At 58.0% G+C, this 15671-nt stretch carries 11 protein-coding genes; 5 read left to right on the top strand and 6 right to left on the bottom strand.

What is annotated here, in order from left to right:
• Window positions 1–21: 21 nt before the first annotated feature.
• Window positions 22–960, bottom strand: a complete 939-nt coding sequence (locus KI792_08520; protein MBV6633060.1) for a pirin family protein — start codon at window positions 958–960, stop codon at window positions 22–24.
• Between the two features lie 214 nt (window positions 961–1174).
• Here KI792_08520 and KI792_08525 point away from each other — a divergent pair, with 214 nt between their 5' ends.
• From KI792_08525 to KI792_08545, 5 genes are all read left to right on the top strand, one after another.
• On the top strand, window positions 1175–1594 hold the full coding sequence (locus KI792_08525) for an MAPEG family protein (GenBank protein MBV6633061.1): 420 nt from the start codon (window positions 1175–1177) through the stop codon (window positions 1592–1594).
• 68 nt (window positions 1595–1662) lie between these two features.
• Window positions 1663–4089, top strand: a complete 2427-nt coding sequence (locus KI792_08530; GenBank protein MBV6633062.1) for a transketolase — start codon at window positions 1663–1665, stop codon at window positions 4087–4089.
• Between the two features lie 165 nt (window positions 4090–4254).
• A complete protein-coding gene (locus tag KI792_08535; protein ID MBV6633063.1) occupies window positions 4255–5520 on the top strand; it encodes a hypothetical protein in 1266 nt (421 codons plus the stop codon).
• A gap of 10 nt (window positions 5521–5530) precedes the next feature.
• Entirely contained in the window at window positions 5531–6622 is a 1092-nt protein-coding gene (locus KI792_08540) for a hypothetical protein (GenBank protein ID MBV6633064.1), read from the top strand.
• A gap of 24 nt (window positions 6623–6646) precedes the next feature.
• Window positions 6647–7987: a hypothetical protein gene (locus KI792_08545; GenBank protein ID MBV6633065.1), complete on the top strand. Its 1341-nt coding sequence runs from the start codon at window positions 6647–6649 to the stop codon at window positions 7985–7987.
• Window positions 7988–8011: 24 nt separating this feature from the next.
• On the opposite strand, the gene KI792_08550 is transcribed toward KI792_08545, so the two are convergent.
• The 5 genes from KI792_08550 to ppa all read right to left on the bottom strand — a co-directional run bounded on the left by KI792_08550 (window position 8012) and on the right by ppa (window position 15625).
• Window positions 8012–8824 carry a DUF1499 domain-containing protein gene (locus KI792_08550; protein MBV6633066.1) on the bottom strand — a complete coding sequence of 271 codons (813 nt, stop codon included), beginning with the start codon at window positions 8822–8824 and terminating at the stop codon, window positions 8012–8014.
• Window positions 8825–8916: 92 nt separating this feature from the next.
• Complete coding sequence (locus tag KI792_08555; protein ID MBV6633067.1) at window positions 8917–12360, bottom strand: error-prone DNA polymerase; 3444 nt, start codon at window positions 12358–12360, stop codon at window positions 8917–8919.
• Entirely contained in the window at window positions 12360–13868 is a 1509-nt protein-coding gene (locus KI792_08560) for a DNA polymerase Y family protein (GenBank protein ID MBV6633068.1), read from the bottom strand. Before KI792_08560 ends, KI792_08555 begins: the two co-directional genes overlap by 1 nt.
• A gap of 46 nt (window positions 13869–13914) precedes the next feature.
• Window positions 13915–14784 carry a hypothetical protein gene (locus tag KI792_08565; protein MBV6633069.1) on the bottom strand — a complete coding sequence of 290 codons (870 nt, stop codon included), beginning with the start codon at window positions 14782–14784 and terminating at the stop codon, window positions 13915–13917.
• A gap of 205 nt (window positions 14785–14989) precedes the next feature.
• On the bottom strand, window positions 14990–15625 hold the full coding sequence (gene ppa, locus KI792_08570) for an inorganic diphosphatase (GenBank protein ID MBV6633070.1): 636 nt from the start codon (window positions 15623–15625) through the stop codon (window positions 14990–14992).
• Window positions 15626–15671 lie beyond the last annotated feature (46 nt).

Below are 15671 nucleotides of genomic sequence, written 5' to 3' on the forward strand. Positions count from 1 at the left end.
CAGCTGCCTTAGTTTCTATGCCTATTTGTCCGGCAGCGGGATGAACTCATCATGATCATCTGGCGGCAGTTGGAAGCGGCCGTGCTGCCAGTCGCCCTCGCGCCAGGCTTCTTTCGCGGCCTCAATCTTCTCTTTGCTTGAGGCGACGAAGTTCCACCAGATATGGCGCGGTCCGTTCAGTGTTTCGCCGCCGAGTAGCATGAGGCGGCTCGCCTCGATCGCCTTGAGGCTAATCGCGTCGCCGGGGCGGAAGACCATCATCTGACCAGCTTCAAAACGTTGGCCGGCGACTTCGATCACCCCCTGGACAACATAGAGGCCGCGATCTTCATGATCGGTTGGTAGGGGCATTTGGGCGCCCGCTTCCAGAACGGCATCGACGTAGAACATGTCGCTGAACGTCTTCACCGGCGCCTGCTCACCATAGGCCCGGCCTAAGATCAGGCGCAGCTTGGCGTCCGCATCTTCAATTACTGGCAGGGCGTCCTTGGGCTGGTGCTCAAAGCCAGGGTTTGTTTCCTCATGCTCATCCGGCAGGGCGACCCAGGTTTGGATGCCGAACAGCTTGTTTCCCGGGTTGTTGCGGGCCTCATCACTGGACCGTTCCGAATGGCTGATGCCTTTGCCGGCTATCATCCAGTTCACGGCACCGGGCTTAATCTCCATCGAGGTGCCAAGGCTATCCCGGTGATACATTGAGCCATCATAGAGGTAGCTGACGGTCGCGAGACCAATATGGGGGTGGGGGCGGACATCGATGCCCTTGCCTGTGATGAATTCAGCCGGGCCCATTTGGTCAAAGAAGATGAACGGGCCAACCATCTGCCGCTTGGCAGAGGGGAGGGCACGCCGCACCTCGAAGCCACCCAAATCGCGGGCACGCGGGACGATAACGGTTTCAATCGCGTCAACCTCGTCACCGGTTGGGCAGTGTGGGTCGATTGCTGGGTTCCAGGACATGGTTCGCGTCTTTTTGTTTGTTGGTGCGGTCACCCAACTATGTGCTGCAAACCCGTCCCTCAACAAGCGGCCAGTTGGTATCAAGTTGTTGCCTCTTGCGATGCAATTGCTGGGGAACCATCAGGCTGCAAGATGCTGGCGCTTGAGTTGGTGGGGTTAGATGGCGTAGAGCGACGGGGTGACTGCCCCTTTGAAGTGAAGAAGAGTTCGGATCATGAACCCACCCGTCATCACTGCCATCCTTGCCGCTGTTTTGATCATCATGCAGCAGGTGCTGTTGCTACAGATCGGTGCCTATCGTCGTAAGTCCCGGATTGGTGTTGGCTTTGCCGAAGATCCCAATCTTGAGCGGATGATCCGCCGCCATGGCAATCTGGCTGAGAATGGTGGCCTGTTCCTGATCGTCTTGGCCCTGGCGGAGTTGCTGCAGACGCCGATGTCGATGGTGATCGCCTTTGCCGGTGTGTTCTTCGTTGCCCGGCTGCTCCATGCGATTTCATTCTCGTCACTCGGCGGTTCCCACGGTCATACCGGCTCTCGCAAGTTCCTAATCCTGCGCAGTTTGGGCGCCATTGGGACCGCCCTGTCAGGCATCGTGCTGGGTGCTTACCTACTGTTCTATCTTCTTGTCTGAACGGCTTGATCTTGCGGGCTTTTCTGGGCACGCTGCCAGGCCTTAAAACAAGAAGATAAATGGGTGGAATGGCGATGGCTGAGAGTAAGCTTGCCTATTTAAGTGAGCTTGAGCGGCGGATACTTTGGCTCGCCTCTTGGACTATTCATAACGCCAACCATTTGCGTGAGAAATCGGACGCCGATGTGAAGGTTGGCGGGCACCAGGCCTCCTCTGCCTCCCTCGCGACGATTATAACCGCGCTCTATTTCGATGCGCTTCGCCCGCAGGACCGGGTCGCGGTTAAGCCGCATGCCTCACCCATTTTTCACGCCATTCAGTATCTGGCGGGCAATCAGACACGCGAGAAGCTGGAGAACTTCCGTGGCTATAAGGGCGCGCAGAGTTACCCATCACGCACGAAGGATATCGACGATGTGGATTTCTCCACGGGCTCGGTCGGTCTGGGCGTGGCGCAAACCTTATTCTCTTCACTCTCCCAGGATTATATCGCGGCCAAGGGCTGGCTAAAGGATGATCAGATTGGCCGTATGGTTGCCCTGATCGGCGATGCCGAGATGGATGAGGGCAATATCTATGAGGCCCTGCTCGAGGGCTGGAAACATGGGGTGCGCAACACCTGGTGGGTCGTCGATTACAACCGCCAATCCCTGGATGCCGTTATCCGTGAGGGGCTCTGGGCCAAGTTTGAGCAGATGTTCGCCAATTTTGGCTGGGAAGTTGTTGTCCTTCGCCACGGCCGAATTCAGGAGGCTGCCTTTGCTGAGCCCGGTGGTGAAGCGCTTAAGGATTGGATTGAGGCATGCCCGAACCAGCTCTATTCAGCCTTAACATTCCAGGGCGGTGCCGCCTGGCGGGAACGGTTGCTCGACGAACTGGGTGATCAGGGCCCAGTCTCCAAACTGATTGGCAAGCGCAGCGATGCCGAGCTTGAAGAGCTGATGGGTAACCTGGGTGGCCATGATTTGCCATCCCTGACCGAGGCCTTCGCCGAGGCAGCCACCCATGACCGACCGACGCTGTTCCTCTGCTACACGATCAAGGGCCACAACCTGCCGCTGGCGGGACATAAGGATAACCATGCGGGGCTGATGACACCGGATCAGATGGCCGGGTTTCGCCAGGCCATGAATGTGGCTGAGGGGGAGGAGTGGGAGAAATGGTCAGGCGCTCGCCTTGATCCAAACAAGCTCCAGCAATTCGTTGATAAGGCGAAGTTTTTCGCCAAAGGCACGCGCCGTTATACGGCACCGGAAGTGGCGGTGCCGAAGACCCTCAGTTTTCCCGATGCGGCCGGTAAACAGGTCTCAACCCAGGCTGGGTTTGGCCAAATCTTGAATGATATTGGACGCAGCGATAGCGACCTTGCCAACCGGATCGTCACAACCTCGCCGGATGTCACCGTCTCCACCAATCTGGGTAGTTGGGTTAACCGTCGAAAGCTGTTCGCACGGGAGAGTATGGCCGATACCTTCAAGGCCGAACGCATTCCCTCTACCTATCATTGGACCTTCACGCCGGAGGGTCAGCATCTGGAGTTGGGGATTGCAGAATCTAACCTGTTCCTGGCGCTCTCTGCCTTTGGTCTCACCCACTCAATCCATGGGGAGCGGTTGCTGCCGATTGGTACGGTTTATGACCCGTTCATCTACCGTGGTGCCGACCAGCTGAACTACGCCTGTTATCAGGATGCGCGGTTTATGTTGGTCGCGACACCCTCAGGCGTAACCTTGGCGCCTGAGGGCGGTGCTCACCAATCCATCGGCACGCCGCTGGTCGGTATGGCCCAGGATGGTTTGGCAGCGTTTGAACCCGCCTATCTGGATGAGCTGGCGGTCATCATGCGCTTTGCCTTTGCCTATATGCAGCGTGATGGTGAGGGCGATCCGGACGAACGGACTTGGCTACGCGATCAAACTGGTGGTTCCGTCTATCTGCGCCTCTCAACCCGCCCGGTTGAACAGCCGGTGCGTGAGATGTCCGACGGTCTCGCGAATGACATTATCGCGGGCGCCTATTGGCTACGCGAGCCAGGGCCAAATCCTGAATTGGTTGTGGTCTATACGGGCGCGCTTGCGCCAGAGGCGATTGAGGCAGTGGGCCTTATGGCCGAGGATCGCCGCGATATTGGCCTGCTTGCGGTTACGTCCGCCGACCGCCTCTATGCGGGTTGGACGGCGGCACAACGGGCGCGGGAACGGGGCGTTGCCAACGCCACCTGTCATGTTGAGCGGTTGCTAGCTGGGGTGCCCAGCCACTCTGCCATGATCACAGTGGTCGATGGTCATCCGGCGGCTTTGGGGTGGATACCCGGGGTGTTTGGTCATCGAGGCCGCTCTTTGGGGGTTGAGCATTTCGGCCAAACCGGCACGATTTCAGACCTTTACCGCCATTATGGCATTGATGCGCGGGGTATTATGCGGGCGGCACAAGCCCTCACCGATGGGCCCCCAATGCGCCATATGATCCGTGCCTCTGCTGCGGGTGAGGGCTAATTCTCACGCTAGATTGAACGTGAAATAGCGATAATCGGCCTCATCAGGCCGGTCTTGCTTCGTTGGCTCGGCAATTTCTGGTATAAATTTACCAAGGAAAGCGATGCCTTAGCTTGATGTTGGGCATTGTCCCGTGGGGTTCAAAAGCAGGGGATTTAGATCAGCATGACCGCCTATGCGCGTGAGCTGCAGATTCAAATCGATGATGTTTACAGCTGTCCTGGCAATTGCGCGGGCTGTGTTTTGTCGGCTGACGAACGCCGAACCCGCAATCCGGACATGTCGACCAGGGTCCTCGATCTGACCTATGAGCGGTTGGATCGATACATCCCGCAGCTCGATAATCTTTCTTATATCAACCTGACCTACGGCATTGGCGACCATATGCGCATGCCGTTGGAGTACCTTAAGAACCTGCATGAGCGTGGCGCCGATCTGCTTGAGCGTCATGGCTATGACGGTCCAAAGAATGCCGTGTTCTTCTCCACTAGCCTGATTGGTAAGGCGAAGAACCTGATGCCGGATTTGGAGGCGCTGGCGGATCATGACCGCCGGGTAAAGTTCCTGCCGATTGCGATCCTTGATCCGGCTTTGCTGTACAACAAAAACTTCGGTGAGGTTTACGAGGGGAATATCTCTCGCACCAAGGCGCTGTTCGGCCAGGTTGATTTGGCGATCAATCTGAGCGAAGAGGCAATCACCCGCATCACCCCGCGTGAGCTGCATGACTTTGCCGTCATGAATGATTTTGATGAGGTGACGGTCAACTGGGTACCAACCCGGATGAACATCGCCCAAACAGCCCAATGCATCGAAACCCTCGCCGATTGGTTGATTGAGTTTGAGAGCATTGCAACCAAACATGATCGGATCAGTTCAAGCTTCGCGCCGGTGCTAACCCGTTCCATCAACGCGGTGATGTGCAAATCCGCTGATGGTGTGGAACCGCCAAGCCTGAAGCAGACGATTGAGGAAATCCTGCCTGAGACGGTGCGGAAATCGATCCAGTTCGATCATTTTGGCAACCTGCTACCGAAGCTTGAGGCGGTGGGCGATGTGTCCCATGGCAGCCGGTTTGATCTGCCTGCCCTTGGCAATATTCGCGAGGGCGAGATTGATGAGATGCTGGACCAAGCCATGCCCGGTCTGAAATCCCGCATCATGGGTATCCATAGCCGCTCAAAGGCCTGCATGCAGTGCCCGAACCTCTCAGTTTGTGCAGCGACTGGTTTCCATGTTCCGACCCATATTCTGGGCGATACCGGCCGGGACAGCAGCGAATGCCCGCATGTGGCTGCCCAGCTGATCGATCACTTTAAGCAGCGCGCCATCATCACGGATCAGATGCCGGATGGATTTGATGGCGATGCGCTCGCGGTTGCATCACAGGCAACCAATGATGCGGGCCGCGAAGCAGTGACAGCGCATTAAGAGGTCTGGCATGAGCGGTAAAGCGACAGACATCACGATTGAGATTTTCAACCACTGCAGCGGTACTTGCACCGGCTGCATGCTCTCAATCAATGAGCGTAAGGAAGTCTATCCAGTCATGCGGCTGAAGGACTTCGAGATGGTGATGGACAAGCTGGTCGAATGGGAACGCCAGACCGGCCTGAACTATCGCTGTGTGTTGGTGTTTGGCGATGTGCCATGGCTGCCGCTTGAGGTTCAGGAGCAGTATTATCGGGCGGTGACCGATCGCGGTATGGGCCTCGGTGTGACCATGACAATGGTCGACGATAACCGGACAGAGCATTACGCCCGGTCAACCAAGCTGATCCGTGAAGCCGATCATGAGGCGATTTTTGACCTCACCGTTGACCCGGTCCGGCTTGAGCGGAACCCCGATTATGCTAAGCGGTGCCGTGATGCCATCGCATCAGCCCACCACGTTCATTTGGCCATTCTGTTGAGTGAGGCGATCCTCACCCGCTACTCACCAGAGGCGCTGTCTGATCTCTGCCAAAAGTATATTGGCGATGATCCGGTCTCACTCGGCTTTACGCCGACCCTGACCAATCTGGCGCGTAAGAACTACAGCTATGAGGTCACTTCTGCGGCTGATTATGCGGTGCGCTTCTACCAGAGCACTGAGGGTGGCGCGAAGCATCTGGAGCGTGAGCTGGACCGCTATGACGCGGTTGGCGACCACGCCGATTTCCTAAAACAAACCTGCCATATCAGTGGCCGCATGGATGTGTATCCGGTGGCCTACACGATCTGGGGTGATGTGATCCTGGATGATCGCAATGGTGGGCGCTCACTCGGTAAGTTGAGTGAGGAGCAGGGGCTGGATGCGCTGGTCTCCAACATCATGGCCAAACGTCACTCGATTGATGCCGTTTCCTGGATGTCCCGCGGTGAGTTTGGCTGTGAGGAGTGTGAGTTCCTCGATAGCTGCAGCTTCAACGGCATCGGCGTTGCGCGGAAGCTGTATCGCGAGTTTGAGAGCAAGACCGGCTCTTGCTACGGCCCGCGTGATGTGATGAGCCGTCTATCGCAGTCTGTTTATGAAAAGGTGCCGGCTGAATAAGCAGCCGATCAGGGGATTTTTGACATGAACCATATGCCGATTAAGCCACCTGTTAGCCCACTGCATAATGGTGGCCCGGTCTTTGACCGTCGGGATTCCACCCTTGGCATCATGGATGACCTGCAGGTCGCGGTGCATACCTATGATGGTTGCTCCCGTGGCTGCTCTGGCTGCGTTGTTGATAAGCATTTCAAGAACCGCGCCCGTGGTGAGCCGATCATGCCGGGGAAGGACCTGGCAATCGTCAGCGACCGGGTGAAAGAGTATTACGGCTGGGCGGTTGAGAACCTGAACACCCGGGAAGATGAGGATGCCTATTTCTCAACCACCGGCCACCAGATCGCCCATCACAGCTATACGATGCGGTTCGGTAACCACTCTGAGTTGGATATCGATCACCTTGAGATGATCGCCAAGACGCTGGATAGCGAGTACCGCGTTTGGTCCACGGCACCGACCGAGGAAGTGTCGAAATTCGCCGAGCTGCAGAAGCGTGTGCCTGGTCGTTACTTCCTGGAGATTATCTACGATCCGGTCGCCGATGACGCTGAATTCGTTCGCGACATGATCGTTGAGATGCGGAGCCACGGCATTCTTGGCTACCCCGAGGTTTTGATCACGCAGCGCCTGCTGAACTACCTCACGCCAGAGCGGTTTGTGGATGAATATCTGGCGCCGCTTGGTGATCTGGATGTACAGGTTCAGTTTGGTCGCTATTCACCATCTAAGACCCGGTCTTACTCCACCACCCAGGTGGTGCCAGTGGACCAAGAGGTTGAGTTCTTGGCGAGGGTGGCCAAGCGTGTGGTTGATCAGCGCCTGCGCCTCCACCCCATCCCAATTGCCGAATACGCGGTCACCCTGTTGGATGAGTATGATGAGCTCTCCGCCTGGGAAGATGGCAAGGGCGTCGACCTGACCCGCTTGCCTGAGGCGCAGCCCTTTAACCGCAAACGGATCATGGAGAAGACCCGCGATATCTTCCTGAGCAGCCTGTATATCGACCATAACCTCGATGTGTTTGTCTGGTCGGAGAGCATGGGCCAGCACGTGCTGGACTGGAACTTCGGGTTCAAGGCACTGGGCAATGTTCGCGATCGATCAATTGCCGATATCGTGACCGAGAAGGGTGGCGTGGTTGATCAGATGCTTGTGCAGGTTATGCGCGAGTTGATGACCCATAAGAAGTGCGGCCCCTGCCGGTATAAGAGCTTCTGCGCCAGCCATGCGGTGCCACTATTCCGTCAGTGGATGGATGATGATGGCGACCATTGCTATGGCTACCTGCCGGTCATCCGCGAGTTCCAGAAGGACTATGCCTTCCTGCAGAACATGATCGACGGCTTCCGCGATCTGGAGTTCTAATTCGGTTTTGCTGGGACGCTGTACCTAGCTACCCAAACGATCAAGCCGATCTTTCAGTAGGCGACGAAACTCGGCGATGCGGGCCGCATTAGCGCCGAGATCGGACATGCCAACCCGGGACTTTGAACGCATATCGATGCGCACCATGGGCTCAATGCCTGGCACCTCCCTGATCCGCACAATGAAATCATCGGTAAAGCCAAACCAAGGCGAGGTGGCAATTGCCTCAATTCGCCATTCGCCGCCCTTAGGCCCGCCATCATCACTGCTTTGAATGCCGGTTGAGGGGCCCTTTTGAATGACCTCAACGCCCAGCACATCGATGGCGCGCTGTGCCTCGGCGAAAACCGCTTCCATTGGTGCCTCAACGATCAGGGCCTCAATTTCCGGGTAGCCGTTGGCTTGTGCCTGGGCGAGGGTTAGGTCGCTGTTGCCTGGCACTGGCGCAGTGCGATCATAGCTGGGTGGGTTGCTGCGTGGGGCATCGGCACCGGCACGAATGCGCGGCGGGTCATCGAAATCGGTGGTGATGTCATGGATGAAGGGGTGCGCATCAGCCGCCAGCTTCATCTGTATCAGGGCACCGGCCACCGGAACGGCGATGAGGCCTGCCAGCAAGCCCAAGACCTGTAGGCTGGGCCCGCCACGCCAGAAGGCATAGGCAATCACCGGCACGCTAAGGGCGGCGGCAATCACGGCTGGCATGGCGATCTGGACGAGATAGCCAGCGGCGACACCATGGTCGATTACGCCAAATTTGGCGGCTGGGCCAATTGCAGCGGCAGCAGCGCCAATGGCGAGGATAAAGACAGCGAGAAACTGGGCGATGAAGTTCATACTGATAACAGTGCTAGGCAATGGAGTTGGGCGCGGGCGCCGTTGATCACGCATGTAATGCGTTTGCCACTGAATGCCAATCACCTAACAGATCAGTGAAAATCTCGCGACTTGGGCACTAGGTCACGGATCTGGCGTGGATGCATGCCGGGGTTAAAGCGTGGCAGCTTACGGTTACCTAGTCGCGCCGCTTTGTTTGGCGGGAGGGCACGGCCCAGCACGTCGTTATGGGCGCGCTGAACCAGGGCATCGGCGCGATCTAACTCTCGCCTATTCTCATGGGCGTTCGGATGATCCTGAATAACCTCTTGCACGTTATAGCGGCCAGGCGTCATGAAGGTCTCACCGTAAGGATCTGCGTAAGGATCAGGCCCAGGCTTCATAACCTCATCAGCGCGGGCGAGTGGGTTTCTCAGCTCCCGCTCATCAACAGAGAGGCGAAGAAGTTCCATCGACGCATCCTCAATATGATCGGCCACCACATGGATGATGTCTTTGGTGCGCTGTACCTTGCCATGCACGAGCACAAGGCGCGCGCCCATAACGATGGGGCGGTAAACCTCAAGCACCTTGGGCCACACAACCACATTGGCGATACCGGTCTCATCCTCCAGCGTCATGAAGACGACACCCTTGGCGCTGCCGGGGCGTTGGCGGACGATTGCCATGCCGGTGACGGTCACCGGTTGCTTGTCCGCCATGTCTTTGAGCGCGCTGTTCTGTGATGCGCCGTAGCGATCGAACCGGTCACGCAGGAAGGAAAGCGGGTGGGCCTTTAGGGACAGGCGCAGGCTTTGATAATCATCAACCACGGCCTCACTCAAACTCATCTCAGGCAGGGTGACTGATTGCTCCGCCCCGGTGTCTTTGGCATCCGCAATGCTGAAGAGGGGGAGGTCAGGGCTGTTATTCAGTGCCTTGATATCCCAGAGGGCCGAGCGGCGATCCCGGTTGATTGAGGTAAAGCCATCAGCATTGGCGAGCTTCTCTAACTGCTCCCGCTTAATGCGTGTGCGCCGGTGCAGATCATCAATGCTGTCATAACCATGATCCCTAAGTCGGATCAGCGTTTGCATCTCACCTTCATTCAGCCCTTTGACCTGACGGAAGCCGAGGCGAACGGCCATGCCGCCGGTACTGCTGCGGCACGGTTCCATCGTGTTGTCCCAATTGCTGTGGTTGATATCGACCGGCCGCATCTCAACCCCATGTTCGCGGGCATCACGAACAATCTGTGCCGGGGCGTAGAAGCCCATGGGCTGGGAGTTTAGGAGCGCACAGCAGAACACCGCCGGGTAATGGCATTTAATCCAAGACGACACATAGACGAGGAGGGAGAAGCTGGCGGCGTGGCTCTCTGGGAAGCCATATTCGCCAAAGCCCTTAATCTGGTTAAAGCAGCGCTCAGCGAATTCAGGTTCATAACCACGATCAATCATCCGGTTGATCATCTTGGCCTGTAACTTCTCGATCGTGCCACGGCGCCTAAACGTCGCCATGGCGTAGCGCAGCTCATTCGCCTCATCACCGCTGAACTTGGCGGCATCAATGGCGATGCGCATGGCCTGCTCTTGGAAGATGGGCACACCCATGGTGCGCTTAAGGATACGCTCTAGCTCGTCCGGTGGGCCGTGTTCAGCGCAGGGGGAGGGGAAGGTGACAGGCTCCAACCCATCGCGGCGGCGCAGATAGGGGTGCACCATATCCCCCTGAATTGGGCCGGGGCGAACAATCGCCACCTGGATCACCAGGTCGTAAAGCTCCTTAGGGCGGAGGCGGGGCAGCATATTCATCTGGGCCCGGCTCTCCACCTGGAAAACGCCCAGGCTATCGGCCCGCTGCAGCATCTCATAGGTGGCGGTATCATTGGCGGGGAAGAAGTCGCCAAGCTCTTTCTCAACCCCATAATGCTCTCGCATCAGCCCGAGGGATTTCTGAATGCAGGTGAGCATGCCAAGGGCCAGCACATCGATCTTCATCAACCCAGCGGCAGCGAGGTCATCCTTATCCCATTCGATAAAGGTGCGATCCGCCATCGCGGCATTACCAATGGGTACGGTCTCAATCAGCCTATCCTGGGTTAGGACAAAGCCCCCCACATGCTGGGATAGATGACGGGGAAAGCCGATCAGTTGGGCCGTCAGTTTCAGCACCATGCGGATGCGGCGATCACGTGGGTCTAGGCCAGACTCAACCACCTTCTGTTCATCCACCTCCTTACCCCAGGATCCCCAGACGGTGCTGGCCATGGCGCCCTGCACATCCTCTGATAAGCCCATCACCTTAGCGACTTCACGCACAGCACTTCTGCCGCGATAGGTAATCACCGTGGCGGCGATCCCGGCGCGCTCACGGCCATAGCGGCCATAGATGTACTGCATCACCTCTTCGCGTCGCTCATGCTCGAAATCCACATCGATATCGGGCGGCTCGTTGCGAGCGGCGGAGATAAATCGCTCAATCAGCAAATCCATCTCGGCCGGGTTTACCGAGGTAATGTGGAGGCAATAACAAACCGCAGAATTAGCGGAGGAGCCGCGCCCCTGGCACAGGATTCCCTGGCTTCGGGCCCATTGCACGATGTCGTACACGGTGAGGAAATATTGCGGGTAATTAAGCTCCTTAATCAGGGCTAGTTCCTTGCGGATTGCGGCTTCAACCTTCTCTGGAACGCCATCGGGATAGCGCACGGCAGCCCCGGTCCAGGTTAGCTGTTCCAAATGCTCTTGCGGGGTTTTGCCGGGCGGCACGGGCTCCTCAGGATAGTTGTAGCGGAGATCATCGATTGAGAACTCACACTGCGCTGCGATTATCTCGGCATTGCTCAGGGCCTGTGGCCAGGGCTTGAACAGGCGTGCCATCTCCGTCGGCGCTTTAAGGTGTCGCTCTGCATTCGCATTCAGGCGATAGCCTGCCTGTTCAATCTGACACCCCTCGCGGATGCAAGTGACCACGTCCTGCAACGGGCGTCGGGCAGGGTCGTGATACAGCACATCGCCCAGGGCAACGGTTTCCAACCCCACCTGGGCGGCCAGATCCACGAGCTTTTGCGTTTCAGCAATGTCCGTGCCGCCATGATGCCTGGTAATGCCGAGATATAGGGGCGCTGGTAATTGCTGCGCCATGTTGCGCAGCATGGCAGCGCCGAACGCCCGATTATCATCAGGGGGTAGGGCGATGAAAATCATACCCTCAGCATGATTGCAGACATCATCAAAGCTTAAGAAACACTCACCCTTAGGCGCTCGCATCTTGCCTAGGCTTAACAGCTGACACAGCTGCCCATAGGCCGCTCGGTCGGTTGGGTAGGCGAGCAGTGAGGCACCATCGGTAAGGTCTNGGCGGCAGCCTGTGATGAACTTGATGCCCAGCTTCTTCGCCGTGCTATAGGCCCGTACGATGCCGGCCAGACTATTGCGATCAGTCAGGGCGATGGCATCATAGCCAAGCTCACAGGCGCGTTCGACCAACTCCTCCGGATGGCTCGCACCGCGTAGGAAGTCAAAGTTCGATGTGGTTTGCAGGGCCGTTGCCATTAAGCAAATAACCCATGAAGGTACCAACGCGGGTTATGTCCGGCGGCGGCGTCTGTGGCGCTACTATCGCTGGGGTATAGGCCCTCGCGGTAGAGCCAGAAGCGTTGGCCTGCCTCACTCTCCACCCGGTAATAGTCACGGGTAAGCGTGTCGAGGGCGCGCCTTGCATCCCACCATTCAGGGGCGATGCGCTCTGGCCCCTCGGCTCGCTTGATCCGATGGGTGGTGCCGCGCCAGGCAAAACGGATGGGTGGACCGTCCGGCACTTCGGCCAAGGCTTCAACCGGTTCTGGGTGGGGGAAGAGGCGGATCGGGCGGGGGGCGTCACTGGGTGGTGCCTTGCTTTGCGCCGCAACATTCCAGGCAGCCGGGTACCAATGCTCTGCCCGTTCTGGCAGGTGGCTCTCATGGGCGCGCCAGCGGGTAACGCGACCGGTGCCGAGGCGATTACGTAGCCGGTCCATCAGACGGTCGATGGCCACCTCATCATTGGCCGCACTCTGGTCGAGTAGGCTTTGCCTGGCGGCGACCCGGTCAACCTTGTCGATGCTGAGCGAGAGCGCATCAATGCCGAAGCCTGGATCGATTGCATCCACCCGTGCCTCGAATAGCTGGGCCAAATGCTTGGCATCGGTGCTGGCGGCACCGGTCAGCACCGGGATAGGCCATACCCCACCATCGGCCCGGTAGGCGGTGAAGGTCAGGGCACGGGCACCAAGGCCATCATGGCCCAGCGCCTCACAGGCGCGCTCTAACAGGTCGAGCAGAACGGCCTTAATCGTATCGCCATCACCAATCGGATCGGCAAAGCCATGTCGTAGGTTCAGGTTAGGCGGCGGTAAGAGTGGGTCAATCGGCTCCTCAACATGCCCAAGCGCCTGGTCGATACGGTGCAGCAATTGGTCGGCATCACCACTCTTTCCCTTAATGGCATCAAAGCGTTTGTAGAGCGCATCCCTAGGCAGGTCGATCACCTCACCAATACGGTGCAGGCCAAAGCGTTTGAGGTCATGCTGCACCTGAGGGCTGAGCCGTAAGCCCGTGATATTGAGCGAGCCCAAAGCCTCTCTAATCTGCGCCTGGTCATGCAGCATCGGCAGACGGCCGCGATGGTGCCCCTGATGACTGTGCCGGGCTAATGCCCAGGCGGCGCCCGGTGTGGGGGCCATGGCGATATGGGCGTCTAGGCCAAGGCGATCCAGGCTACCCTGCATCTCTCGCAACAGGGCCGCATCACCACCGAAGAGATGGCCGACACCAGTAACATCAAGCCAGAGGCCGGTTGATTGTGCGGCGGGCAGGGTGCCCGCCTTAACGCTGTCATCAATGGCAACCCATGGGCTGAAGCGCACCATCCAGCGGGCCAGGTTATTAAGGTCTCGCCGGTCACTATCTGGCGCCGCTGTTTCGGTGATCAGATCCGGGGCAATCACCTTGGCATCGGCAAGGGTCATGTCAGGATGCAGACCGATACTGGCCGCCACCTCATCCAGGGCATGAAGGCGCACCCCCTGGGCCGCACGGGTAACGAGGGCGAAGCCTGGCTGTTGCGCCTTAGGCGACGTGCCTGCGTCGTTGGCCCTTGCCGAAGGGGAGGGTGAATAGTTGGCCGCTGCCTGGCTTATGCCTTGCCGCAACCGTCGCCGGCGTGCCGTGATCGGCCAGTTCGGCAACCAAATGTAAACGATCAGCCTGGTCATCCCACGCCACCTCCATCGCCAATGGTGGTATCCCCGTTTTGCTGCGGATCAGATTGAGCCCACAGCGCGCCATACCCGGCGCTTTTGCATCGTATTGATTGGCGGCACTGGGCCGCGCGGCCACCGACCAGCTGTTCCAAGCGGTTGGTATGCTGCCCGCCCCCTGATCCCGTAGCAGCAGGAGCGGCAGTCGGTTTCGCTCTGTCGCCAGGTTGAGGCGCCGCCCCACCGTGATGTCGAGGCCTGCCACGGCCCGGTCATCAAGGTCGGCGATCAGGCCGCCCACGGCACCGCTATCCAGTGCCTCTTCAAGCGTGAACCAGATGTCGCGAAGGTTATGGCACTGCACATGGATGATCTGCCGCGCGCTGATGCCTGTGCAACGCAGGCCCCAGCCATGGAGGCGACCAAGATCATGCTCGGTGCGTCCGCCGCTTAAATAGAGGATGGGATGATGCGCCGTCTCTGCCGCCAGCATTATGCGCCGCATGAGGTTACAGCCTAGGGCCAAAGCCGCGCCGCGATCGGCGGCTTGATGGGCTGCGATATCCTGTACCCGGTCACGCCGACGAAGCATGTCGGGCAGCCGTTCATCCAGGAGGTCAGAACCGCTGGACCAGCCCCAGGGATGTGTCTCACCATCGCTTAGGCTAATTGCCTTGTTCTGGTTTTGGTTCTGAACCGTATCGGAAAGTCCGGCGGATTTAAGCGCAGAAAGCGCCATGCTTCGCCCCGGGCTTGTCGATAAATTCCTATTTATATCAGTGCTTTGTGTTTTTCCCTGCATCACACTCTACCATCGGCGACCGGATGCCAATGAAGGCCGCCTGCAGGTATATGTTGCTATTTTGTTCTTATTTGAGTCAAGCAGATTTCGACTCAACATAAAGAGCAGAGGGATTCCAAAAGCTTAAGGTGAGGGAGATGGGTTAGGGCATCTGGCGGCGCTGGGTGTCGGGGCCATCATTGGCCGCCGGGCCAGCTTGGTCGCCAGGGCCGCCACCCTTGCGCTTATCCCGTTGCTTGGCGACTAGCTCCATCGTCTCATGTTGGGCAATGCCAGCCATGATGATGTCGCCCGCAGCCTCCGGACCTTCCCAGCCGCTGACCTTGGCCCATTTGCCATTCTCCAAATCCTTATAGTGGCTGAAGAAGTGCTCAATCTGCTCTCGCAGGGGCTGTGGCAGGTCCTCGAAGTTCTGATACTCGTCATAGGCCGGGTTAATGCGGCTAGCTGGTACGGCGAGAATCTTTTCATCCACCCCGCCATCATCAGTCATCATCATGACGCCAATCGGCCGAACCGCGATGACAGCGCCGGAATTGATCGGAATATCTGAGACCACCATCACATCAATCGGGTCGCCATCACCGCCCAGCGTGTTGGGGATGAAGCCATAATTCACCGGGTAATGCATGGAGGTGCCAAGGATGCGGTCCACCACCATGGCGCCGCTTTCCTTATCCATCTCATACTTCACCGGGTCTGAGCGTACCGGGACTTCAATCACCACATTGATATCGCCAGGCGGGTTTTCACCGGCGGGGATTTTGTCCAAACGCATCGCTTTTGACCCTTGGGATTGTTTCGATTTCACGAACAATAAGGGC

The sequence above is a fragment of the Alphaproteobacteria bacterium SS10 genome, assembly GCA_019192455.1.
In the GTDB taxonomy this organism is placed as follows: Bacteria; Pseudomonadota; Alphaproteobacteria; order TMED2; family TMED2; genus TMED2.